Here is a 23,591-nt window from a genome sequence, read left to right as displayed (position 1 = left end):
TTTAATATTATACCACATATTTACGCTGATTGCAAACACTAATTACAATGAAACAAAAAGTTTACAATTTGCAGACTGTCTTCATGCAGAAAATTCTCCCGAAAAAAGCTTTGCCCCGAAGCATTTAAATGAACTTCGGGGCATGATTTTCCTGTCATGATAACTGAAAGGACAGATATCTATTTTATTATTTCGTAAAACACGATGGTCATTTTATCGTTGATGGGCATTTCATTGCCGACTAGCTTAAATCCGCATTTTTCATACAGATGACGATTGCCCGCTTCCTGCTTGATGGTGGAAAGCCGCCATATATCAGCACTTTCGTACATATCAAAGATCATTTTTATGACCCTCTGACCTATCCCTTTGTTCTGGTATTCGGGAATGATGAATAGTGGACTTATACGGTAAACTTGCCTGTCATCTACAATACCGTCATCGACTACCCTTATCCCACCCACAGGCTTTGAACCCGCATTTATGATATAATAATCCGTGTCTTCGCTTTTAAGCTTAGTGATGACTTTTTCGATGGGCTCTTTTGCAGGGCTTGTTTCATCGTCTTTATAACGCTCATACAGCGGCAGAAAAGAAGAATACTTCAACGCGTGTATTATCTTTTCATCGCCCGGTTTTGCTAAGATCAGTCTGATATCTTCCATAAGATCTTTCTCCGTAAATTTATTTGTCATAGTAAATATTATACTACCGGTCGGCATTGTTGTCAACAGAAAAGCCATAGTATCTCCGAGATGCAAATCGGGGATACTATGGCAAATGCTTGTGTTTCAGATTTAGTTGTCTACAAAAACTCCGTCATATATACCTGTATTTACACCGTTGTAGGTGTTAAATATATGTGCATAACTGCATACAGGGTCGATGCCGAGTTCGGTAAGGTCTATCATGGGGACATTAGTTGTACCCTCGTATTCGGCTTCTAGCTCATCGAACTTTTCATTGATGAGTGTCTGTTCTTCATCTGTTAAAGCAAAGTGCAGTCCCCATATCTTGCTGTTTATCCTGGGATAAGCAAAGCCGTCATTATACAAATGCAGACCGCCGTTTACCTCTTTTATCTGGCTGTATGTCATGCCGACGCTGATACCTTCGCCGAGGGGTTCGTTGCCCTGTACTATCAGTTCGCGTACCTCTTCGCTGTCAAGCACTATCTTCTTATCTCCGTGCCAGCGGTCGATCGCATCAAGAGGTCCGTCAGGCTGACCGTCCTCGTTGCGGATATCAACGATGTAAACGTAGTTCGGGAAAGCCTTGCATCTTATGCCGTACACAAGGTTGAAAGAATAGGGTTCAAGTACAACCTCAAAATCGTTGTCTGAAAGCTCTCTCAGCTGAGAATTTGTCATGCCGAGAAGCTTTTCGGGAGTCATCTCCACAGGTTGGTTTTCTTTCTTTTCTTCGGGGACGTCGGCAGTTTCGGGAGCAGGCTCCACAGGTGCGGAGGTGTTTACTGCCGCGGTTACATCGATCCCATTGGAAGCCGGTGCAGGTTCTGCGTAGTTCTCAGCGGGCTTGGACGATGTATCCTCTGCCTTGCTGTTTTCGGGACGGCTTGCTGTGTCTTTGGCGGCAGATGTATCGGAGAGGGAGACTTCTATCATCTCGGAAGCAAGTGTATCCGCAGTGCTTGAATCATTTGCTTCTGCCGAAACCGCGCTGGAATCATGTACCCTTACGTTACCTGCGATATCAGCATTTTTGTCCATGCGGCTCAGGCTAACGGGAACGCCCACAGCTATAACAGCCGCCGCGGATATGCCTGCTATCTTGCCTATAAGCGGGACACTGCTTAATGAAGCGCCTGATCTTGTCACCATAGCTGCCGCTTTCTTAGGTGATACTGTTCCGCGCAGCAGCTGGTTCATGGGTATAGCTGAGAGCACGATGCCCTTGCCTGCCATTTCCTCTATCTTGGTTTTCAGCTTCTTGCGGGCACGGAAGATCTTCTGCTTTGCAGTATTCTCGGGAATACCCATGGTCTTAGCTACATCAGCAAGGCTCATATCATTATAATAGTACAGTATCAGCGCCGACTTCATATCTGGCTTAAGACTGTCTATCATGGCTTTCAGCTGTCTAGACCTGTCCTTGTCGGTGGCGTAGTCCTCGGGTACCATTACGGGTTCGTTGAGACTGTGGCTTTCCATAGCGGATTCAAACTCCTCATCGGTATCGAAGTACACATCGCTCTTTCTGCTCCTGAACATATCAGTACATCTGTTGTATGCGATGCTGTGGAGCCATGATACATAATTCTCAGGTTTTTCCAGAGAATCTATCTTCTCCATGGATTTTAGGAATGTATCCTGTGTTATATCCTCAGCCGCTTCCTTGCTGTCCACATTTTTCAGCACAAAGAAGTACAGTCTGTCATAATACTCCTCATAAAGAGCCTTGAGTGCATTTTTATTTCCTGCTTTTAACTGTTCTACCATTTCGATAAGCTCATTCTTTTTCATCCTTGTTTTCCTCCTCATTGATCTTTGTTTCCAGTTCTTTCATTAATATTTCTTTCTCTTTCTCTGACAGTGCAGTATCTTTCTGCATCTGTATGAGCAAACGTCTGAACATCTCATCTATCGTGATATCCATACCGACCTCTCTTTTCTTATGATCCCTGTCATCTCCATTTTATCATTTCCGGATGTGTTTGTCTACGTCTTTCTGTAAATAAGACGGATGAAGTCTTAACAGGGTTACACTTTTTTGAAAAAAATTTTTCGTCGCACCGACCTCTCTATTTATTACTATCCATTGTTCTAACATTGCTTTTACCGATCGGATCTATGTCTCTCTGTTAATAAGACGGGTGAAGTCTGAGCGAGGTTACACTTTTGGAGAAAATATTTTTGAGGTAAAAAAACATGCGTATCGGTAGGGGATACGCATGGGGGATATCGGGTTTCTGGAAAGTCACGTTGATGATATTCTTGAAAGAATTATATCATATCAGAAAAATAACAGATAGCATCAAGCAGAGGTTCAGGCTTATTGGGGTTATCCAATACAATATCACGAAGTAAACTGCCGTTTTCAAAAAGCCTTATCCCTGCGGTGATCCCGTCGATCATCATACCGTTTTCGGTGTCATCGGTTTTAGCGGAATATTCACTAACTTCGGAAATGAGGTCATCAACAATTTCGTGCTCAGGAAAAACGGTCTTACAGAAAATGTCATTTCGTATGGCTGGGTGCGTATCATTTTGGGCGGCTGTAAAGTGGCGGGAATAGCTTTCGTTCCCTAAATGATCGGCATATCTTGTATAGGCACAGTTGGCTATATATACACCGTTCTTCGCGCTTACCTGTGCGTAAAACGCTTTCCATCTGAAAGAGGGAAGGCAATAGCAGTCGAACAGGACTTCATCATCAGGCAAAAGAAGATGGTATTCGTTCATATAACGTCTTGCAATATCGATATTTTTAATGATATCTTGTCGGGTCATATGTTGTTCCTTTCTAATATCTAATAAATAAGGCATCCACCAAACGATGGATGCCTTGAAATGTTTTGAAGTATAAGAGAGATTATCTCTTGCTGAACTGAGGCGCACGTCTTGCAGCCTTCAGACCGTACTTCTTTCTTTCCTTCATTCTGGGGTCACGAGTGAGGAAGCCTTCCTTCTTGAGGAGAGGTCTGAACTCATCGCTTGCCTGGAGCAGAGCTCTGGAAATACCGTGTCTGATAGCGCCTGCCTGACCTGTAACACCGCCGCCTGTAACAGTGCAGACAATGTCATACTTGTCAGCAGTATCAGTAACAGCGAAAGGCTGACGAACGATCAGCTTGAGAGTCTCAAGACCGAAATAATCGTCGATGTCTCTGCCGTTGATAGTAACCTTACCTGTACCCTCGTAAACACGAACGCGGGCAACAGAGTGCTTTCTTCTGCCTGTGCCATAGAAATATGGCTGCTTGGATTCGTACATTCTGATTGCTCCTTTCTTACAGCTCGTACTTTTCGGGCTTCTGTGCAGCATTGTTATGCTCAGCACCCTTATAAACTCTCAGTCTCTTAGCAGCAGCTCTGCCCAGAGTGTTGTTGGGGAGCATACCCTCAACAGCAATAGTCATAGCTCTGTCGGACTGCTCAGCCATCAGCTTGTCATAGCCGATCTCCTTCAGACCGCCTATCCAACCGGTGTGGTGGTAGAACTTCTTCTGCTGGAGCTTCTTACCTGTGAGAACAGCCTTGTCGCTGTTGATGATGATTACGTGGTCGCCGCAGTCAGCGTGAGGTGCATAAGTAGGCTTATGCTTACCACGAAGAATAGTAGCTGCCTTAGCGGCAACTCTACCGAGGGACTGACCCTCAGCGTCGATGATATACCACTTGCGGGTGATGTCCGCAGCCTTGGGCATATAAGTAGACATATCGTATCCTCCTTAAAATATCGTGTACGGTAAAAACCGTTCTATCTGCCCGAGGACGCACGCAAGACGACCTTCGGGATTCGCAACGTAAGCTATTATACAACATCTTTTCGCCAATGTCAATAGTCAATACGCCGAATTTTTAATTTATATCCCTCATTCTCTTGATTTCTCTTTAAATCTCTTTGTTTTTCTCGATTTCTCGTTTGCCGTTTCATTTTTCGTTCACAGGTGAAAATGCACAGTATTATGGGAGAAAACTTGTGTTTTTACAGCAAATATCCCCCGCAGTATATGCAGGGGATATGTTATTGCCGTATGATCATTTTCAACGGCTCATGATTTTTACTCATGGTAGTTTTCATTTATATAGCTTACCATCTGAGCGGTCGTTTCTGTCCCGACTTTGTAGATACTTTCACTTCCGAAACCATTCACCACGCCGATATAGCCATCGCTATAAACAGTATATCCTACGCTTCCACCATAGATAGGTGTATCGAGGAATATCTCACAAAGTGCTTCACCGTATGCTGTGTCGGTCTTTTCACCGTTGGCTGACAGCAGCATCTCTTTCAGTGTGCTGTCATCATCAATGAAAGAACGCACACCGTCTCGCCTGATGATGGCTGTGCCGTCAAAGGTGTATATGTCAATGTTCAGTGCAAGCAGATGCTCCTCCAGTGTGTCAAAGCTGTGGTCCATATCCGCAAAGAGATAGTACCTTTCATCGCCGTTAACATCTATGAACCTTACCGCAACAAGATAGCCGGGATCGGCAAATTGCAGGCTGTAAACCTCTGCTTGTGCCGAAGGACGGATATCCCCGAACATCGAGGGCACTTCCACATTTTTCAGGAATTCATTGATGTAAGAAATGTTCGGGATATTGTTTCCGATCATGTGTTCCGGATCATATATCTCACCTTTGTTTCCACAGGCGAAATAATAGGTATTGTCGTTCATCTCGAATGATCTGTATTCATCAGTTGCGGGTGCCAATACAGCCGCTTGACCATTGCCGTTTTCGTTTTCAAAACTATCAGTAGTTCTGTCCGGTTTCCATTCGCTCCTGCCATCATCTTTGATCTCTGATTTGCTCTCGTCAGCCACTCTGTCGGGGGTATCCACTGTGCTGTCTGGGATATCCACCTTGCTATCTACTGCTTCCGCAATGCTTTCAGACACCGGAACATTCTCCGTAACTGATGTTTCAGGAGTGCTGTCAGTGACCACTGCAGCGTTTTCTTCCGTGCTTGAAGCATCGGGAGTATGCGTTTTTACAGCGTTATTACTGCGAATATATATACCTGCTCCGAACACCAGTGCAAGTGCGGCGGCAGCAGATAAGATATACATATAACCTTTGTTGTGCTTGACCGTAATTGTTTCCGTAACATCATGGTTTTTCAGATAGTCCTCTGCCATCTCACTGTTTGCCGATAACTCCGATGCCTTATTGATCACATTTCTTACCAGCCTGTCATCGGGTTCGAGCTGATTTTCAATTCTTCTAAAATCGTTATCTTTCATATCATTCACCCTCCGTTTTTGATCTAAGTATCTTTTTCGCTCTGCTCAATCTCATGCTTGCCGTGTTTGCCCTGATACCAAGAAGTGAAGCCGTTTCGTTGACCGAAAGACCGAGAAAACAGTGGAGATACAAGGGCTCGCGCAAATACTCGGGAAGTTCTCTTACTGCTTCGATGATCTCGCTGTCATACTTGCTTTCAAAGTCAGCTGTTCTGTCTTCGGTCGGTTCAAAGTTCTTGTCGGTATTCATGTTCCATTTTCCTAGATTGTACTGCCTGCATTTGTTCAGCGCAGTCCTGATGAGCCACGCACGTTTAGCTTTCTCATCATCGAATACGGGCTTCTTTAAATAGTACAGCAGAAATACTTCCTGAAAAACATCGTCTGCTTCGTGCTTGTTTTTCAGTTGTGTCAGCGCGATGCCGTAGACCGTGCGTTTGTATTTAGTTATTGTCTGTTCAAGTTCCTGAATGGCGGTTTTTTCAGTATGCATACTTTTTCACCTCCTGTATAATAATCGCTCAAAATCTCCGAAATCTCAATAGTGATCTCAAAAATCAGCATAATATACTAAAAGTGTACTCATGATGTGTGGAAAACAACAAAGAGAAGCTTAACTTTCCGACAGTTTACCAGGTGGTTTAGCTAAAGGTCTTTACATTTGCTTAATATTGTGTTATAATAGTATAAATATTTTGGGGAGGTGTTTTTTTGCATACCGAGGAGGAATATCTTGCGGCGGTGAAAGAGGTCGCTGAGCTGAAAGGGGAACTGTCGCGTGCACGGAGAAACTATGAAGCGGTAACAACTTTCATGTCCCGCACAAGTCATGAGATACGCACACCGATGAATTCCATAATAGGTCTTGCAAGACTTGGCGAAGAAGAATCCGAAGGCAGGGCGGCTAAGGAATATTTCAAAAAGATAAGGGAATCAGCCGAGTATCAGCTGGAGATACTTGGGGAAGTACTGGATATGGCGAGGATAGAGAGCGGTCAGTTCAAACTTTATCCCGAGGCTTACTCTCTTGAAGCTCTTGCGGAGAACCTGACTTCCATAATGGCGCCGCAGGCTGAACAGAAGGGTATCGAATTCGCGGCGGAATTTCACGATATATTCGCTGATACGCTGGTGCTTGATAAACTGAGACTCAGGCAGATACTGCTGAATCTGCTTTCAAACGCGGTGAAGTTCACCCCCGAAAAGGGCAGGGTAGTGCTGACAGTCTCCCAGATGGCGGCGGGCAACGGCAAGGTGAGAACGGTGTTTACCGTGAAGGACAACGGTATCGGTATGTCAGAGGAATTCACGAAGAATATGTTCAAGCCTTTTACCCAGGAGAGGACAGCCGCAACAGCTGAGATACAGGGTTCGGGACTTGGTCTTTCCATAGTAAAGAACCTTGTGGACATGATGGGCGGAGATATCCGCGTGAGATCTCAGGTGGGCGTCGGTACCGAATTTGTTGTGGAGATCGACTGCGAGCCTGCATCAGGCGGCAAGGCTAATGATAACAACTCAGAAATGAGCTATGATTTCAGCGGAAAGCGTGCTCTTGTGGTGGACGATCATTCCATAAACCGTATACTGGAAGTCAAGCTGCTGAAGCGTGTGGGCTTTGAAACGGACTCTGCCGCAAATGGATATGAGTGCCTGAAAAAGTTTATGGCATCGGGCATCGGTTACTACGATGTGATACTTATGGACGTTAAAATGCCTGTGATGGACGGCCTTGAAGCCGCAGGCAAGATACGCGTCCTTGAACGAAGCGACAGTTCCACAGTTAAGATGATAGCCATGAGTGCGAACTCCTATCCCGAGGATATGGAGCGTTCAAAGGCGGCTGGCATGGACAGGCACATAGCGAAGCCGGTCATCCCGGCAGTGCTTTATACAGAACTGGTCAAGCTGCTGAAGTGAGAAGCGGAATAAGCTGAAATTATCACGGAAATAAAAAATCGAGCGTATGCAAAACCAATGCATACGCTCTTTTTGGTTAGCGGCAACTATTTCGACCGCCAATTTTACTTTATAGTCTTTGGTCTTGACTTTTTCTGAACAGGCATTGCCTCTTCCTCGGCTGCTTTGTCCTCGAAAAGAACTTCCTCGGGGTCAATATCTTTGTCCTCGGGGTTCTTCTCACCTGTCTTGTCATAATAAGGCTGTATAACGTACTTGCGTATCACGGGATAGCAGTTGAAGCACGCAACGAATGTCAGGAACGTATATGGGAAGAACATCAGAAGTGTCATCGCCAAGGCTATCGTTGAGGGCAATATCAGTAATATATAGTTGAATGCTATCACAAACAGCGAAGCCAGCAGTGTGTATATGGTCTTTTTGAGGCCTATCGACACGAGGAACAGCGAGTTGCGGAGTATCTGCTTCATCGTCAGGGTGGTGGAACACATCATCTGATAGATGTAGAAGTGCATCATGAAGAACACCAGCATACACGACAGGCAGATCACATAAGGCACGTACATTATGCTGTTTTCCTGCGCCATTTTGCTGTACATAGGCACGCCTATTATAAAGCTGACTATGGCTATCGAATCGATATAGCCCATTATAAGACCCTGCTTCAGGTTCAGTTTGAACGCCTTACGGAAATCGTGAAGCATGAATGTGGGACGCTCCTGCGAATAGTTGCGCACTACTCTTGTCATAGCCGCTGTGGCAGGTCCCATTATGCCAGATATCACTACCAGCAGCAGCCACTTCATATCACCTGTAAAAGATACCCCCATCAGTGCCGCGATCAGCGGTGCCGTGAACAGGAAGTACAGCAGGTTCAGCCCCATCAGGTGCCACATATGTCTGAAATATACCTCCCAGAATTTGAAGAACGGACGCTTCTCGTGAGGAGTTTTCAGTACTCCTCTTCCGGGGGTATCGTAATTTCCGAAAAATCCCATTTTACTCTCCTTGTTTTTAATCACTGACAGACCTTTCTGTCAGACAAGCTTTCCAATAAACAAATAACAGCAGATTGTATCAGCACCTGCCGCCAGAGCCAGCATGGCTTCTACCACCAGCAGTTTTGCTCCGTAGAGCTTAACAGCTCCCGAGGGGTCGCAGCCACGTCCACCTGACAGTGTGAGCCGCAGGTAGATGTTTGAAAGGCTAAGTGCCTCCCTTGCTGCCGCTGCCAGTGCCAGCGCAGATATCACTGCACCCGGCAGGAACAGTCCCACCGCATAGAGAATATCTCCTCTGCCCGCGGCACTGTAAAGCTGTGCCGCCTTATGACCTGTGCCCATGCCTCTCAGAACGATGAGCAGTACTTCAAAGGGCTGTCCCACCGCGCAGAATCCCGCAGCTGCCAGTCCCAGAAGAAACACAGTGCTTCCCAGCAGAGAGCCCGCCATCACACTTCCGAGGTCGGTCTGCAAAAGGCGCTCCATCTCACCCGATGGGGAGATCAGCCTGTTTATCTGTGTATCAGCCGAAAGGCAGAAGCACATCGTGCCGATGAGCACACCTGTCAGCATGGCACCGCACATAAAAGCGAATGTGCCTGCGCTGTATCTTGCTCTGTTTTCGTCTGTCCTGCAGGGGCTCGTCTGCATCATCATCACCTCGATAACAATACTATGCCCACTGCTTAAAGATTATGACTGTATTATTTTGCCAGCTCGTAAGCCCTGTTTGTGCAGGCTTCGCAGCATTCCTTTACTGCCTTTTCGATGTTGTTTGCTCTCAGCTTTTCAAGACCTGCGATAGTTGTACCGCCCTTTGAGGATACCATGGTTATAAGCTCATCGAGAGTTTTGCCGCTGTCGGTTATCATCTTTGCAGAGCCTATCAGGGACTTTGCGAACAGATCGGTAGCAGCCTTTTCATCAATGCCAACGCTCTTTGCGTAGTCGATAAAGCACTGAGCATACAGATAAATGAAAGCAGGAGAAGAGCCGTTTATTGCTATGACCTCTTTCATTTTATCCTTGGGCAGTACAGAATATATACCGCATGAACCGAATATCCTGCAAACCAGTGCGAACTCTTCATCGGTAACGCTGTCAGACTTTGCCAGTGCGGTTGCACCCTCGCCAAGCAGCAGAGGAGTATTGGGCATTACCATAACTACCTTTGCGCCCTCAATGGTCTTTGACGCGATATTATCGTCTGTTACGCCTGCGCAGATGGATACTATCACCTTATCCTTGGTCACTTCGCCCTTTATCTTAGCAAGAACTTCGTCAAGCTGCTGGGGCTTGATGGCAAGAAATACGATATCGCAGGTGGCGGTGAGGTCAGCCTCACTATCAAGGCCCTTAGCACCTATAGCCTTAGCTCTTTCCTGTGCAGCCTCGAAGCTGTCATAAGCATAGAGCTCGACTTCGCTGTTCATTGAGCTGCCTACGATACCTTTCATGATAGCGCTGCCCATATTGCCTGCGCCGATAAATCCTACTTTATAACTCATTTTGTCACACTTCCATTCAAAAAATAGATATTGTTATTGTATCACATTTATTGCGACATTTCAAGTATATTTTATGAAGAAACTCAATTGCAGGTCCGGGAAAAGACGATCACGCTGAGATCGCCAAAAATACCGATCATTGGCGGTTTTCTTCCGCTGTGTTGACAAAACCCAAGAAAAATGTTACAATAACTATATATGTGACACCGCGGAGGTGTGAGAAATGGAGAAAGATGGTGTCAGGCTTCCCGAATACAGTGTGCTTATGTCTGTGTATAAGGGAGAAAGACCTGAGTTCCTTAAAGAATGTATCGATAGTATGCTGGGGCAGACCTTTGCGTCTGATGATTTCGTGCTGGTCTGCGACGGTCCGCTGACAAAGGAACTGGACAGCGTTATCAGTGAGTATGAGCAGAAGCATGAGTGCTTCCGCGTGCTGCGCCTGCCCCAAAATATGGGTGTGGGGCACTGTGCGAATGAAGGACTTAAAATGTGCAGGAACGAGTATATCGTAAAGATGGACTCGGACGATATTGCTTTGCCCGAACGCTGTGAGCTCTCCATGTACATGATGGCGAAACATCCCGGGGTAGATATGCTGGGCGCTTATATAAGCGAATTTGACAGCGACACCGGTGAGGAGATAGCTGTCAGGAAGACTCCTGCGGGAGATTCCGCTATAAGGAAGTATGCAAGGCGCAGAAATCCTTTCAATAACCCCACCCTGGTTTATAAAAAGTCATGGGTGGAAAAAATAGGCGGCTATACAACGGTAAGGCGCTGTGAGGACTACGATTTCGTGGTGCGAATGCTGGCTGCCGGGGCTGTGGGAAGAAATATCCCAAAGGTGCTGGTGAGATACCGTGTAAACGGCGGAAATTACGATAGACGGCGCAATTGGGCGAATACTCGAAGCTTCATAGCGGTGCGCTGGAAGATATACCGCTCGGGATTCTCTGGGCTGTGGGACTTCACCGTGACTACCGCCGCGCAGCTTGTGATGTTCCTGCTTCCGTCATCGCTGACTGGAAGATTTTACAAGAAACTGTTACGATGATTACGCAGAAACATTCAGTTCTTACAGAAAGAATACAAATTGTTTCACAACAAGTACAGTTAAGGAAAATCCCTTGACTTTGATGCGAAAAGTTGGTAATATTATTGAAGCGTCCCGAGGTTATCGCGGGACGGAATGAAAGGGAAAGTAAACGGCGCGATGAACGTCGATTTTAAGTAAGGAGGTTCGGTATGGAGCCGAGTGTCAAGCTGTGCATGGGCTGCATGAACGAGCTGGGAGCGGACGGACACTGCCATTATTGCAGCTATACGGACGATATCCCCCATTTACAGGCTTATCTGGCACCCAGAACAGTGCTGGATAACAGATATGTCATAGGTAAGATGCTCTCATATAACGGTGAGGGTGCTTCGTATATATGCTATGATATGGTCGGCAAATGCAAGTGCGTCTGTCGTGAATATATGCCCGATACACTGTGTGAAAGAGCGCCCGACGGTCTGACCCTGAACGTTAACAGGGATTGTCTGGCGAAGTATAAGACATTTATGTCCGAATTTGCCGATATGAACAAGGTGCTTTCAAGAATGAGGAACCTCACTCATATCGTCACGGCAAAGGATATGTTTGCAGAGAACAATACGACCTACGTGATACTTGAATATGTTGAAGGCGTATCCCTGAAGAAATTCCTGCAGTCGAACAAGGGCTTCCTTACATGGGAACAGGTAAAGAAGCTGTTCGTGCCCCTGTTCACTACGCTGAATATAATCCACAATGCGGGGATAATCCACAGAGGTATCTCCCCCGAGAATATAATAGTCACCACCGATGGCGAGCTGAAGCTCACGGGCTTCTGCATAAGCTCGATAAGGACATCGAACACAGGTATGATGCCTGAGTTCTATTCGGGCTATACAGCACCCGAACAGTATTCGTCACTGCAGTGGCAGGGCACATGGACGGACGTCTATGCGGTGGCTGCGGTCATATACCGCATACTTACGGGAAATATGCCCCTTGATGCCAATACAAGGATACACAACGATACGCTGATGGAAGCTTCTCGTATAAATCCGCGTATACCCCTGCATATCTCCGATGCCCTGGCACAGGCTATGGCTGTGCGCGGTGAGGAGAGAACACAGACCGTCACCGAACTTGTCTCAGGTTTGTTTGAACAGCCATCAAGGATAGAACACCCCAAGGGCTCAACCCAGACTATCCCGATACAGCACGTTCCCCGTGAGGAAAGACGCTACCGTGATGAGGAGAACGAAGAGGAAGAGTATCAGCGCAGAAGACCTGCTGCTAAGAAGAGCAGCAAACTGGCTACGATAGTCGGACTCTGTGTTCTGGGCGTTCTGTTGGTTATAGGCATATATCTTATGACACAGCTTTTTGCTCCGCCCGATACAAATTCAACGGCGGTATCCCGCGCTCCCGAGGAAGAAATTTCAGACAGCGAGGCAGAGGACAGCTATGATTACGGTACAGCTACAACTACCACTGCTGCTAAATCTGATGATGATGACACCGAGTACGGCAGAGGTTCGATAATGCCGAATTTAGTCGGTCTGTACTATACCGAGGTCGAAAAGAAAATGGGCGACGAGTTCACCCTGAAGCCGAAGTACTACTACTCCGACGATGTTGATCGCGGCTATGTAAAGAGCCAGAGCATCCCCGAGGGAACGGATTACGACCCCAAGAGGAAGAATGAACTGGTGCTGGAAGTATGTGCAGGACCTTCCGTTATACCAGTACCTGACTGCTCGAATTATTCCAAGAGCGATTATCTCAGTTTGCTGGACAGCCTGAACATCAAGTACAGTGTTGCGGAAGATTACAGCAAGTCGGTGCCTTACGGTTTAGTGTTCAAGACCAGTATACCTGCAGGCGGCTGGATAAATATCGAAGAGGGTGATATCCTCACTGTAACGGTCAGCCTTGGCAGACCGCCCGAGACTACTACCAAGTCTTCCACATCAGTCAGCGGCAGCACGACAGAGCCTCAGCTCTCTGTGGATACACAGGATCCATGGGCACCCCATACCGATCCTCCCGTATCATCGGGTAATCCCGGAAACACAAATCAGCCCGAAATTACGGACAATCAGAACGGTGGAGGCGACAACAACGGCGGGGTCGTGTTCTACTGATATCAAACGTTTTCGGAATATTGCAGTAAATAATGAACTTCATCTAAAACGTTTTTGAAAAAATGTGAAAACGTGCTCAAAGCCCTTGACATTCCGAGGGCTTTGTGTTATTCTTAGATTTGGAAAAATGAGAAGAAAAGGGCATATAATGGACAAACAGCCCGAATTTGGAGGTATATTTTATGGCAAAGAAAATCGGCGTTCTTACAAGCGGCGGCGATGCTCCCGGAATGAATGCAGCTGTCAGAGCAGTTTGCAGAGCAGCTCTTCAGAGGGGCATGGAAGTAGTTGGTATCCAGCGTGGTTACAACGGTCTGCTGAACGGTGAAGTCTTTGAGATGAACGCAAGATCTGTATCAGGCATTATCCAGAGAGGCGGCACCTGTCTTTACACAGCAAGGTGTCCTGAATTCAGGGAAAAAGAAGGCGTTGCAAAGGGCAGAGACAAGTGCAAGGAGCTCGGTCTTGACGGTATAGTAGTTATCGGCGGCGACGGTTCTTTCAGAGGTGCAGCTGACCTTTCCGCAATGGGTATCCCCTGCATAGGTCTTCCCGGCACTATCGATAACGATATCTCCTGCACTGAGTATACTATCGGTTATGATACCGCTATGAATACCGCTATGGAAATGATCGACAAGATCAAGGATACTGCACAGTCCCACGACAGATGCTCTGTTGTTGAGGTAATGGGCAGAAATGCAGGTTACATAGCTATCAACGTTGGTCTGGCTGTTGGCGCTGAGGCCGTTATCACTCCCGAAGAGGATTATGACATCGACGCAATCTGCGAAAAGATCAAGAACACAATGAAGAACGGCAAGAACCACTTCGTTGTAGTTGTAGCTGAGGGCGTTGGCAAGACTGACGAGATCACTAAGATCATCAGCGAAAAGACAGGCGTTGAGACAAGAGCAACTATCCTGGGTCACGTACAGAGAGGCGGCTCTCCTACAGTAAGAGACAGAGTTGTTGCTACACAGATGGGTTATCACGCTGTTGAACTGCTTGAAAAGGGCATCGGCAACAGAGTTGTAGGCATGAAGGATAACAAGGTATATGACGTTGATATCCAGGAAGCACTTTCCATGAAGAAGCCCTTCGAGGACGAGCTTTACAAGATCCTGAACGAAACTGCGTTCTGATAAAACAGAATTCAGACATATACAGAGCAGTGGTGCTGTCGGTGATTCTTCCTTATGTTAAGATCTCTTATGATTCGGTAAGAAGTTAATTCGTACACTTGAAAGCTCACGATATATGATATCAAAAGGACAGTTTTTCGCTGTCCTTTTTTATTTGTAAACTTATTGTGAATCTTTGAGCGAAAAAACGAAACCGTTTACGAAAAAGATCTCTGTGCGACTTGTGCATTTTGCATTATTCCTGCCCTGAAAAAAGAGCAGTATAAACAGTTGTGGGGTGGTGTTTTCTCCCAAAGGTTCTGTTTTTACAGCAAATAAATATAAGTTAAAACTATTACGTAAACGGAGCGGTCATTGACAACTAACTCCGAAAACGTTATAATGTAAGTGTACTTGGGGAAGTATGCTTTATAAAGGCGGGGATATGTCATAGTGCAGGGTTATTAGCACGGACGCATCCAAAAACAAGCGGCTGCGGCGCAATTGCGCTGTAGCCGTTTTTCGGTTTCTGGCGTATTTTACCGCATGGGATGAAAAAAATTGCCTTGGGGGCTTTACAATTCCGCGAAAATGATATATAATATATTTGTATGTATTTTTTTATGAAGGAGTAAAGATAATGGCAGTTGTTTTTTTAGAGAACCTTAGATCGGAGCTTGAAGCCTGCCGTCCGATGATAAAGGAGCTGCACGATGTATACGATATCGAAAATGCAGCCGAGAAGATCGAGGAGCTTCACGAGAAGGCAGCAGAGCCCGGATTCTGGGACGATCCCGAAAAATCGCAGGTGGTTCTGCAGCAGACAAGAAACCTTGAAGGCAAGGTGGAGCGTTACAACAAGTTCAACGGTGCTGCCGATGATATCGAGGTAATGATAGAGATGGCTGCCGAGGAGGACGAGGATACTCAGGCAGAGCTGGTCGAGGAGATCAAGGCTGAGCTCGACAAGCTGAAAGCTGACCTTGACGCGGCATCGCTGGAAACTCTGCTGACTGGCGAGTACGACCACAGCAATGCTATCCTGAATTTCCATGCCGGTGCAGGCGGAACTGAGGCTCAGGACTGGACGGAAATGCTTATCAGAATGTACACCAAATGGGCAGATTCCCATGGCTTCAGCGCGAAGATAATGGATATACTTGAGGGCGGCGACGCAGGTATCAAGAGCTGCTCTATGTTCATCGAGGGCGAAAACGCTTACGGATATCTGAAAAGCGAATCAGGCATCCACAGACTTGTCCGCATATCGCCTTTTGACAGCTCAGGAAGCAGACACACATCTTTCTCTGCGGTAGAGGTTATGCCCGAACTGGATGATAATATCGAAGTTGAGATCAGACCCGAGGATATCGAGATGGAAGTATACCGTGCAAGCGGCGCGGGCGGACAGCACATCAACAAGACCTCCTCTGCGGTAAGACTGATACACAAGCCCACCGGTATCGTGACAGCCTGCCAGACTCAGCGTTCCCAGTTCCAGAACAAGGACTACGCTATGAAAATGCTGAAAGCAAAGCTCATCGAGATCAAGGAGAGAGAGCATCTCGAAAAGATCGAGGATATCAAGGGCGTTCAGAAGGAGATAGCATGGGGCTCACAGATACGTTCCTATGTCTTCATGCCCTATACCCTTGTTAAGGATCTCCGCACAGGCTATGAGTATAACAACGTCAAGGCGGTCATGGACGGCGACCTCGACGGCTTTATAAATGCCTACCTCAAAGCCCTCTCCCTCGGCAAAATCGAGAAGAACTGATAATAATGAACAGCCGCTTTTGGGGCGGGGACATACACATTAATAAAGAAAGCGCAGTACGATTAAATACTGCGCTTTTTTAGTACAACTGTCCCCACAAAAAAAGAAATAAAAGTTTTCGGAAAGGAGTCAACATCAGCAAAGCTGACGTTTGAGGAGGACCCTTTTTCAAAAAGGTTTCCCTCAGAGAATCCCGCAGTTCGTGCGATATAATATTTTTCCTGAATAGCCTGACGTTAGCGGGGTCAGACTACTGTTTTGTTTTTGCCTGTTTGTTTGCCCTGGTATAGGCGATGGTCGGCGAGGGATATCACTTTTTCGATATCGTCCCCGGGGTTGCCGCGGCAGATGCCTACGGTGATCGTTACGCGGAAATTTCCGTTATCGGATCTGAAATTCTTTTTGTAGATATCTTCCCGTATCTTTTCGGAAAGTTCAGCGCCGCATGAAGCATCGGCGTTTGGGATAATGAACAGGAACTCTTCGCCGCCCCATCTTGCGGCGTAACCTTCGGCGGGAACGGTATGGGCTATGACCGAAGCTATCTGCCTGAGGACTTCATCGCCCATGGAATGACCGTGCTTGTCGTTGACCTTTTTGAAATCGTCGATATCACCGATACAGACTGCGTAGCCTTTGCCCGAACGTTCGCAGTTATGCTGGACGAGTTTGAGGTACTCGTTCATGGCGCGGCGGTTAAAAAGCTGTGTCAGGGGGTCGATGGTCGCCAGTTTTTTCAGGCTCTCGTTCTTGCTGGTCAGCTTGAACCGCATGAGTTCGCGGCTGAACATATATATCGATGATATATAAAGTAGTATCAGCGCCGCAAAGGATATGTTTATAAAGTATACGATGTTGTTTATCGTCGGGTCTTTGAAGGTGTAGAGTTCAGCCGAGGGGGCTCTGAACTTCACCTGTGCGGCTATGGCGACATACAGGGCAAATGGCACAAGGGAGAACAGATACGGGGTCATCAGCCTTCTCAGCGGCAGATAAAATGGTATCGGTATCAGGAAAAGCAGCATGGTACCAAAGCCCATATCCCAGCCCATTGTATAACAGCCAAGGCAGGAGTGAACCATTACTTCCACCAGCGTTGCCAGCACAAGGCGCTTGCGGTAGGGTCTTTTGTAAAGCAGTACGAGCATTCCTATATAAAAAGTCACGCTGAATATATTATAGTATATCATCGGCTTGACGGACAATATCGAGAAAATAGTCAGGTACGCTATGTGCGACACAAGCAGTGATATCCCGCCAATGGCGTAGACAGTGTGTTCGTTCAGATTATCGAAGCGCATGATGTTTATGCCTGATTTCTTGCTTTTTCTCAAATAGCTGCACCCCTTTCGTTACATTTGTATAATTAATTGTCAATTGTTTATATACTAATTATAAATTATTAAGAAATTATTTTCAAGATGATATTTCAACAAAATTACGAATGGTTTTTCGTGAAAGTCATCAAATTAAGATCGCAAGACCAAGGTCACACAGCGAAAAAACCGCGAAAATTACGTTGTTTTAAGCCAAGGTATGTGATATAAATCCGAAATTGTAAGAATCCGACAAAGTAATATCCTGATATTTGTGGGATTTTTCTGACACTTTATGATGATGTGAAAATATTACGCATATGTTAATATACTAATAAGAGATTGATTGATCTGATCGCCTTTACTCTATCCTTTCATAATATCGCGATCGCCGCTGTCGGGTAATCTTCGACTGCGGCGGTTGTCGTTCTATCTTACGGACTGCGGGGCTTATTGGGGGAAAATCCTTTTGAAAAAGGGTTTTTCCCCAAAACCCCCTTTCCTAAAACTTCTATTTCTTTTTGGCAGGGGGCAGCTATCCTTATATAGTACGCTAAATGAACGTTCTTTGCAATACTTTGTAAGAATGTCTGCCCCCTGCCAAAAAGAGTTAAAAGTCTTTGGAAAGGAGTCTGAGGGACAACCTTTCTTCAGTCAGCAGCCCACAGCGTACACCATAATTCTTATTTACGAGATATTCCCCACAAAGTTATAGAATATCTCGATCCTTCGTGTTTTGTTTACTTTGTCCTTTTCGTAGATGAAAATCTTATCAATGAAATCTCTGAGCAGGTCATACGTCAGCTCGGTGATATCGGTGTATTTATCCACTATCTTCAAGAAACGCTCGGTGTTTTCTTCATCGTTCCTGATCTGTTCAAGTGCTGTTGAAAGTTCATTGACAGTCTGCTCAAGCTGAGCTTGTTCTGATTTATACGTTCCAGAGAGCATAACATAATCCTCGTCAGACAGCTTTCCAAGCGCGTTGTCCTCGTAGATCTTTACGAACATTCTTTTGACCTCCGCTAAGCGTTTCTCGGCTTTTGTTAGTTCCAGTTTTTTGGCGGCTTGCTCTTTTTTAGATGCTGTTGAAGAATTATTCTTGCAGAGCTCTATGAACTTCTCGCGGTTATTCCTCGCTTCTGATGTGACTCTCAACAGATCATCAAGCACTACGGCTTCAACTATTTTCTTGTTTATGCAGTGCGTGGTGCATTGGTCGGAACGCTCTTTGCGCGAGCGGTAGCCTTCGCAGGTGTAATATATCCTCGGTCTGTTTTTCTCACGGTGGACTGACATTCTTGTGCCGCAGTCTCCGCAGAACAGAAGTCCCGAAAAACTGTCAACTTCACTCTGCCTGTTTACTTTGGGTCGGTCCGCCTTTCTGCGCTGAACTGTATTCCATGTATCGTTATCGACCAACGGTTTATGCGTGTTCAGAAATTCAAACTGCTGATTCGACGGATACATGACCTTCTTGTTCGATCTATAGGAAGCCTTACCCGACCTGTGAGTGTATGTATGCCCAAGATAGACGGGATTATCAAGTATTATATTTATCGAGCGCTTGCACCAGACATAAGGATCGGCAATCGCTGAAACATCAAAGCCCGGATCGTTTTGCAGCTTCTTCATCACCGCAGGCTTCGGATATTTGCACGCTTTCAGGTGACGAATAATGTTTATCACGCCATCCCCATTGGCGTACATCCTGAACATATCCTGTATCGCGGGCGCAAACCTTTCATCGACAATAAGCCGATTTTTGTCTTCGTGCGAAGGCATATACCCGTAAGGAACAGACCCGTTCACCCTCTCGCCGCGCATAGCCTGTGCCAGCTTTACAGCTTTGATCTTCTTGCTGCAATCACGAACATACCACTCATTAAATAACGACCTCAGCTCCGTAAATTCGTCATCGCCCTGAATAGTATCAACATTATCGTTGACCGCGATATACCTCACGCCATACTGTGGAAAAATGATCTGTAAATACTGACCGACCAAAAGATAATTTCTCCCGAATCGTGAAAGGTCTTTTGTAATAACAGTTCCTATATTGCACTTTTCTATTTCGGAATACATTTCCTGAAACGCAGGACGGTTATCAAAACTGATACCGCTGTATCCGTCATCAACGTAGAACCTGCAATTCTCGAAGCCGTTATCTGCGGCATATTTTTCAAGCATCTTTTTCTGATTGGTTATACTGTTGGACTCGCCAAGAATAGCATCGTCCTGTGAAAGCCTGCAATATAATGCAGTTATTTTGTTTGGCTGTGTCATTCTAACTCCTTTCCGACAGCCAAATCGATCATGTTTATTATACCACAGATCGGTTCGGCTGTCCATAGTTTTTATAAGTATCAGATCAATACAGCTTGATATCTCTGCTGATCAGTCTTTCTATTTTATCCTCGGCAGTCTCGTTCGATTTATTATCAAAATGCGATACTACGGTATATGTAATATCACCGATCTTTATCTCGTGTGAGTTTACTATATCTTTGTTTGTTCTCTGTTCCGTTGTCTTTTTCAAATACTGGTTCCTCCATAATTCTAGGTTGTGCCTTTATATGGTAAAGTTGATTTTGGTCTCCATTTTTTATCATTCCTTTCATGACAATATCAAACTTTACAATTTAGACATATTTACTCGATGTTTTGAACGTCTATTATAATGCAGGAATCTCATGCCCCTGCACCAAGATATGATCAGCGGTGAGGCTTGTTCTTCTTCACCTGAGCCTGCCGCTGACGTTCTTCCTCGACTAGATTAGATATGTAGTCACCCTTCGAGATATTATAATAAGTGTCACGAATATCGCGGAACACATCATACTGCTGTCGGCATTTATCAAGGCTATCTTTCATGGCGGTTATCTTCTTGTCGATAATTCCCGTGCGTTCTTTTAGTTGGTCAAAATCTGCACGAGTAAAAATGCCGCTGTCCGACATCGCACGTTTGCAGATTGACAGTTTCAGTTTTTCAGTCTCGGACAGTTCGCCCTTATCCGAGAGAGCATGGTAATCCTTCACCTGTTCCCACAGGCTTACAAGTCGGTTGTGTTCTTCGATGAAGCTGTTTACTTCCTGCCGCTGCTTTTCATAGTCCGCGCGGAGCTTTGTAATTCTGCCCTCCAGATCACCGATAGAAATTATATTTTCCTTATTGATGACCGACAGTTGCGCAGACAGCTTGTATACATCGAGATCATTCTCGACGGAGTATTCAGCTGTGACAATATGCTTTCGGGGTACTTTCTTATGCTGGGTGGCAAGTACGAGAACATCTCCGATTACTGCAACATAAGCCGCCCTTAACTGTGATTCACTATCTTGTGTTGGCGTATCGCCTGCATCCAGGTCACGATACAGTATTCTGTCTTTCAAACACTCTTCAGTATATTCTTCCCCGAGGGTCTTTGTTCTGACAAAGCGCTCCTGCCCCGAGGCTTTTATTGAGATGTACTTTCCGCGTTTGACCTCATAGCCACGTTCTTCAAGTGACTGCAACAGTTCATCGAGTGAAGTAACGTTGGGTATCAGCTTGTCTATTTCATCACGGATCTGCTGTTTCCACGAATCCCCGTTTTTCCGATGCCGCCATTCGCCATAGTTTATAGACTTCCCCTTACCGGTCAGGTTCGGATTCATTTCAAGACCAAAGGCTTTGCATACTCCGTCAGAATTCTCTCTTGCTTTTATCAAAGAAGCCTTGTTCGCATAAAACCGCTTTCCGCTGAGTGAGTAAGCATTGACGATAATGTGGCTGTGTAGATGATTCTTGTCAACATGGGTTGCGATAACCGCCTGAACATCTTCACCAAAGTTCTTCCTGACAAAAGCTTTGGCTATCTTATGAGCGAGTTCGGGAGTAACATCGTCATCGGGCGAGAATGACTGAATGTAGTGTATCGCTTTCACACTTCCATTCCCCTGAATTGGCGGAGGGCTTTCAAAGTGGTCGCGGGCGAACTGTTCGTAAACAGCTTTCATCTGCAAATATGCTGACTCAGAATCGGTCATGCAATTAATAGAAGCCGTGTACAACAAATCTTCGGTCTTGTCCGGATCGAGGATATACCTTAGACTCTTTTGGGCGTTATGGTGGATACAAATGTGTTTAACAATCGGCAAAGTTCCTGATGATCTCCTTTCAGCTTTTCAATATCCTCGGCGTAAATGTTGTTGGTCTCGTTTGCCTTTTTAGCGAGCTGGTTGATATTATTGGAAATAATTCGCATACAGTTCAGCATGGGGGCGAACTCTTTCATATCATAAAAGTACGGAGTGGCATTTTTTATCACCATTCTCAGATACTTTGATGTGTCGATATGACAGGCGGCTGCCCTGCGCTCGATCTCTTTCCAATCCTTGATATCAAAATCGATCTCCTTGCGGTGGACCTGTTTATACTTTCTGGCTATAACGATCATTCCTTTCTTATTGTTGATTCAAAATTTTTTCCTCGAATGAGTTGGTGTCATGTTTAGGGCGGCGGGTTCCCTAAACGGTCAAATCGCCGGGTACTGCGATTTGAGTAAAGTGCCGTATCGGTGTACGGCATTTTCCCTGCTTGCATACTGAAAGTTCATAAAAATCCGGTAAATAAGCATTTCAACTTTTTCTGCCGATATCGGCAGGATATTTATATTTGCATCTGACAACCCACAATTACTAGAATGGGCATAGTTGTAAACAAAGCATACAATCGCTACGCTGGACGTGAGCCATTTTCTGAAACGGCTCGATTGAACATTGCACCGATGAATACGGCTTATGATATATTGCTTTGCACAATTCGTACAGCGAATTATAGGATAAGCCGACTTCGGCAGAAATTATATGAGAGCAGTGGGCGGTGAAGTTCCGCTAAAGGTATCTGCGTTGTGACGAGCGATATGGCAATGGACAATCCTACTGACGTTCAAATTCATAGTTTTCAAAATGGTTATCACGTTCCTTTCGATTCATACTCATTAACATCACAAGGTCGGTATAGTCGATTGCGATGTTCGGTTATGATGATACAGCTTGATGAGTTAGCTAACATCGCGTTGAATGACTTGAACTATTCAACTGCAAGGTTAGGCGAATAGCCCTACGTTCATTTGAGTATGGGTTTATGTAACTATGGTTATCACTTCCGGTGGATTGGGTTAGTAACATTGGACACCTGTGGTACTTCATCTGCCGTAAGCGAAACGGAGAAGACGTAAGGTTGATAGTTATTGGTGTCAGACAGATTGCGATAGATTTTTTTCATTTTGTAAATATCCTTCATCAGTAAGCACATTTGGAGCCATTTTTCGAAAACCCCTCTGATCAGTTTTGTAGGCTTGAATAGTTTTATCAAAGTCAATGGCATAGCCGGAGTGATGTTGCACATATGATTTGACAGTTATGAGATTTAAGCGCTTTTTCTACCAAAAGTTCACTTGCACAAAAATACCTTCCATAAGGACATGGGAAAAAATGGGCTAATTCTTAACCGACTTTGAAAAGTATGGAGCTATAAATATTTGCACTAGAAATTTAGGGGTGGGCGATAACAGTAATGCACATGGCGATGTTCTAGATACGGGGTCACAAAAATGATACAGAAGAATTTTCGTGCCAGATAAAGCCTTCCTATATATACATAGGATTCAGCCCCAAATGTTAAGGCGGATCTTTAGTTTTTTGCAATCATTTACAAAATATTAAGAGTTGCCCATGCATGATTGCTATAATGTTGTCTTGAATAGTGCTGATGCTACCCCTCTATTATATAGCACGTTTGTTTGTATTGTGCCATATATTCCATAATCCGATTTTTTTCGTGATGAGG

Annotated in this window: 21 protein-coding genes; 5 read left to right on the top strand and 16 right to left on the bottom strand. The window is 45.4% G+C overall.

Going from position 1 to position 23,591, the window contains the following annotated elements; all coding sequences use genetic code 11:
• Positions 1 to 179 precede the first annotated feature (179 nt).
• From BMY75_RS07600 to BMY75_RS07570, 8 genes are all read right to left on the bottom strand, one after another.
• Positions 180 to 695, bottom strand: coding sequence for a GNAT family N-acetyltransferase (locus BMY75_RS07600; protein WP_242940199.1), 516 nt, complete (start codon positions 693 to 695; stop codon positions 180 to 182).
• Between the two features lie 102 nt (positions 696 to 797).
• Positions 798 to 2,483 (bottom strand): RNA polymerase sigma factor, encoded by a 1,686-nt coding sequence (locus BMY75_RS07595; RefSeq protein ID WP_074831995.1) that lies wholly within the window; start codon positions 2,481 to 2,483, stop codon positions 798 to 800.
• Positions 2,470 to 2,616: a hypothetical protein gene (locus BMY75_RS17960; RefSeq protein WP_170844270.1), complete on the bottom strand. Its 147-nt coding sequence runs from the start codon at positions 2,614 to 2,616 to the stop codon at positions 2,470 to 2,472. The genes BMY75_RS07595 and BMY75_RS17960 overlap by 14 nt, the downstream gene beginning before the upstream one ends.
• A gap of 347 nt (positions 2,617 to 2,963) precedes the next feature.
• On the bottom strand, positions 2,964 to 3,470 hold the full coding sequence (locus BMY75_RS07590; protein ID WP_074831992.1) for a hypothetical protein: 507 nt from the start codon (positions 3,468 to 3,470) through the stop codon (positions 2,964 to 2,966).
• Positions 3,471 to 3,552: 82 nt separating this feature from the next.
• A complete protein-coding gene (rpsI, locus tag BMY75_RS07585) occupies positions 3,553 to 3,954 on the bottom strand; it encodes a 30S ribosomal protein S9 (protein ID WP_074831988.1) in 402 nt (133 codons plus the stop codon).
• A gap of 16 nt (positions 3,955 to 3,970) precedes the next feature.
• The gene (gene rplM / locus BMY75_RS07580) at positions 3,971 to 4,399 is read right to left on the bottom strand and encodes a 50S ribosomal protein L13 (RefSeq protein WP_024857551.1); all 429 of its coding nucleotides are present in this window, start codon (positions 4,397 to 4,399) and stop codon (positions 3,971 to 3,973) included.
• Between the two features lie 345 nt (positions 4,400 to 4,744).
• Positions 4,745 to 5,932: a hypothetical protein gene (locus BMY75_RS07575; protein ID WP_074831984.1), complete on the bottom strand. Its 1,188-nt coding sequence runs from the start codon at positions 5,930 to 5,932 to the stop codon at positions 4,745 to 4,747.
• 1 nt (position 5,933) lies between these two features.
• Positions 5,934 to 6,425, bottom strand: a complete 492-nt coding sequence (locus tag BMY75_RS07570) for an RNA polymerase sigma factor (RefSeq protein WP_074831981.1) — start codon at positions 6,423 to 6,425, stop codon at positions 5,934 to 5,936.
• A 218-nt stretch (positions 6,426 to 6,643) separates the two neighbouring features.
• Between BMY75_RS07570 and BMY75_RS07565 the strand changes: the two genes are divergently transcribed.
• Positions 6,644 to 7,852 (top strand): ATP-binding response regulator, encoded by a 1,209-nt coding sequence (locus tag BMY75_RS07565; RefSeq protein WP_074831977.1) that lies wholly within the window; start codon positions 6,644 to 6,646, stop codon positions 7,850 to 7,852.
• A gap of 104 nt (positions 7,853 to 7,956) precedes the next feature.
• Here the strand turns inward: BMY75_RS07565 and BMY75_RS07560 are convergent, their stop codons facing one another.
• Genes BMY75_RS07560 through proC form a run of 3 tightly spaced genes read right to left on the bottom strand, consistent with a single transcriptional unit; the run spans position 7,957 to position 10,361 of the window.
• Positions 7,957 to 8,850 carry a YesL family protein gene (locus tag BMY75_RS07560; protein ID WP_074831972.1) on the bottom strand — a complete coding sequence of 298 codons (894 nt, stop codon included), beginning with the start codon at positions 8,848 to 8,850 and terminating at the stop codon, positions 7,957 to 7,959.
• Between the two features lie 39 nt (positions 8,851 to 8,889).
• Complete coding sequence (locus tag BMY75_RS07555) at positions 8,890 to 9,510, bottom strand: hypothetical protein (RefSeq protein WP_242940198.1); 621 nt, start codon at positions 9,508 to 9,510, stop codon at positions 8,890 to 8,892.
• 47 nt (positions 9,511 to 9,557) lie between these two features.
• A complete protein-coding gene (gene proC, locus BMY75_RS07550; RefSeq protein ID WP_074831965.1) occupies positions 9,558 to 10,361 on the bottom strand; it encodes a pyrroline-5-carboxylate reductase in 804 nt (267 codons plus the stop codon).
• A 223-nt stretch (positions 10,362 to 10,584) separates the two neighbouring features.
• Between proC and BMY75_RS07545 the strand changes: the two genes are divergently transcribed.
• The 4 genes from BMY75_RS07545 to prfB all read left to right on the top strand — a co-directional run bounded on the left by BMY75_RS07545 (position 10,585) and on the right by prfB (position 16,442).
• Entirely contained in the window at positions 10,585 to 11,418 is an 834-nt protein-coding gene (locus BMY75_RS07545; RefSeq protein WP_074831961.1) for a glycosyltransferase, read from the top strand.
• A 191-nt stretch (positions 11,419 to 11,609) separates the two neighbouring features.
• The gene (locus BMY75_RS07540) at positions 11,610 to 13,541 is read left to right on the top strand and encodes a protein kinase domain-containing protein (RefSeq protein WP_074831958.1); all 1,932 of its coding nucleotides are present in this window, start codon (positions 11,610 to 11,612) and stop codon (positions 13,539 to 13,541) included.
• A 182-nt stretch (positions 13,542 to 13,723) separates the two neighbouring features.
• On the top strand, positions 13,724 to 14,686 hold the full coding sequence (pfkA, locus tag BMY75_RS07535; RefSeq protein WP_074831955.1) for a 6-phosphofructokinase: 963 nt from the start codon (positions 13,724 to 13,726) through the stop codon (positions 14,684 to 14,686).
• Positions 14,687 to 15,305: 619 nt separating this feature from the next.
• Positions 15,306 to 16,442 carry a peptide chain release factor 2 gene (prfB, locus tag BMY75_RS07530; RefSeq protein WP_024857546.1) on the top strand — a complete coding sequence of 379 codons (1,137 nt, stop codon included), beginning with the start codon at positions 15,306 to 15,308 and terminating at the stop codon, positions 16,440 to 16,442.
• A gap of 245 nt (positions 16,443 to 16,687) precedes the next feature.
• On the opposite strand, the gene BMY75_RS07525 is transcribed toward prfB, so the two are convergent.
• The 5 genes from BMY75_RS07525 to mobC all read right to left on the bottom strand — a co-directional run bounded on the left by BMY75_RS07525 (position 16,688) and on the right by mobC (position 22,197).
• Positions 16,688 to 17,776, bottom strand: coding sequence for a GGDEF domain-containing protein (locus BMY75_RS07525; protein WP_074831952.1), 1,089 nt, complete (start codon positions 17,774 to 17,776; stop codon positions 16,688 to 16,690).
• Positions 17,777 to 18,445: 669 nt separating this feature from the next.
• Positions 18,446 to 20,044, bottom strand: coding sequence for a recombinase family protein (locus BMY75_RS07520; RefSeq protein ID WP_074831949.1), 1,599 nt, complete (start codon positions 20,042 to 20,044; stop codon positions 18,446 to 18,448).
• Positions 20,045 to 20,129: 85 nt separating this feature from the next.
• Positions 20,130 to 20,297, bottom strand: a complete 168-nt coding sequence (locus BMY75_RS17490) for a transposon-encoded TnpW family protein (RefSeq protein WP_081350477.1) — start codon at positions 20,295 to 20,297, stop codon at positions 20,130 to 20,132.
• A gap of 176 nt (positions 20,298 to 20,473) precedes the next feature.
• Positions 20,474 to 21,898, bottom strand: a complete 1,425-nt coding sequence (locus BMY75_RS07510) for a relaxase/mobilization nuclease domain-containing protein (protein ID WP_431602518.1) — start codon at positions 21,896 to 21,898, stop codon at positions 20,474 to 20,476.
• The gene (gene mobC / locus BMY75_RS07505; protein WP_242940197.1) at positions 21,847 to 22,197 is read right to left on the bottom strand and encodes a plasmid mobilization relaxosome protein MobC; all 351 of its coding nucleotides are present in this window, start codon (positions 22,195 to 22,197) and stop codon (positions 21,847 to 21,849) included. The genes BMY75_RS07510 and mobC overlap by 52 nt, the downstream gene beginning before the upstream one ends.
• Between the last annotated feature and the right edge of the window lie 1,394 nt (positions 22,198 to 23,591).

Source organism: Hominimerdicola alba, assembly GCF_900109655.1.
GTDB lineage: Bacteria > Bacillota > Clostridia > Oscillospirales > Ruminococcaceae > Hominimerdicola > Hominimerdicola alba_B.
The sequence above is the reverse complement of the archived record's forward strand: the minus strand, read 5'-3'. Positions and strand labels throughout refer to the sequence as shown.

Bases quoted from the DNA above. Each gene is read 5' to 3' on its own strand.
- BMY75_RS07600 (WP_242940199.1), bottom strand. From the start codon at position 695: ATGACAAATAAATTTACGGAGAAAGATCTTATGGAAGATATCAGACTG.
- BMY75_RS07595 (WP_074831995.1), bottom strand. From the start codon at position 2,483: ATGAAAAAGAATGAGCTTATCGAAATGGTAGAACAGTTAAAAGCAGGA.
- BMY75_RS17960 (WP_170844270.1), bottom strand. From the start codon at position 2,616: ATGGATATCACGATAGATGAGATGTTCAGACGTTTGCTCATACAGATG.
- BMY75_RS07590 (WP_074831992.1), bottom strand. From the start codon at position 3,470: ATGACCCGACAAGATATCATTAAAAATATCGATATTGCAAGACGTTAT.
- rpsI (WP_074831988.1), bottom strand. From the start codon at position 3,954: ATGTACGAATCCAAGCAGCCATATTTCTATGGCACAGGCAGAAGAAAG.
- rplM (WP_024857551.1), bottom strand. From the start codon at position 4,399: ATGTCTACTTATATGCCCAAGGCTGCGGACATCACCCGCAAGTGGTAT.
- BMY75_RS07575 (WP_074831984.1), bottom strand. From the start codon at position 5,932: ATGAAAGATAACGATTTTAGAAGAATTGAAAATCAGCTCGAACCCGAT.
- BMY75_RS07570 (WP_074831981.1), bottom strand. From the start codon at position 6,425: ATGCATACTGAAAAAACCGCCATTCAGGAACTTGAACAGACAATAACT.
- BMY75_RS07560 (WP_074831972.1), bottom strand. From the start codon at position 8,850: ATGGGATTTTTCGGAAATTACGATACCCCCGGAAGAGGAGTACTGAAA.
- BMY75_RS07555 (WP_242940198.1), bottom strand. From the start codon at position 9,510: ATGATGATGCAGACGAGCCCCTGCAGGACAGACGAAAACAGAGCAAGA.
- proC (WP_074831965.1), bottom strand. From the start codon at position 10,361: ATGAGTTATAAAGTAGGATTTATCGGCGCAGGCAATATGGGCAGCGCT.
- BMY75_RS07545 (WP_074831961.1), top strand. From the start codon at position 10,585: ATGGAGAAAGATGGTGTCAGGCTTCCCGAATACAGTGTGCTTATGTCT.
- BMY75_RS07540 (WP_074831958.1), top strand. From the start codon at position 11,610: ATGGAGCCGAGTGTCAAGCTGTGCATGGGCTGCATGAACGAGCTGGGA.
- pfkA (WP_074831955.1), top strand. From the start codon at position 13,724: ATGGCAAAGAAAATCGGCGTTCTTACAAGCGGCGGCGATGCTCCCGGA.
- prfB (WP_024857546.1), top strand. From the start codon at position 15,306: ATGGCAGTTGTTTTTTTAGAGAACCTTAGATCGGAGCTTGAAGCCTGC.
- BMY75_RS07520 (WP_074831949.1), bottom strand. From the start codon at position 20,044: ATGACACAGCCAAACAAAATAACTGCATTATATTGCAGGCTTTCACAG.
- mobC (WP_242940197.1), bottom strand. From the start codon at position 22,197: ATGATCGTTATAGCCAGAAAGTATAAACAGGTCCACCGCAAGGAGATC.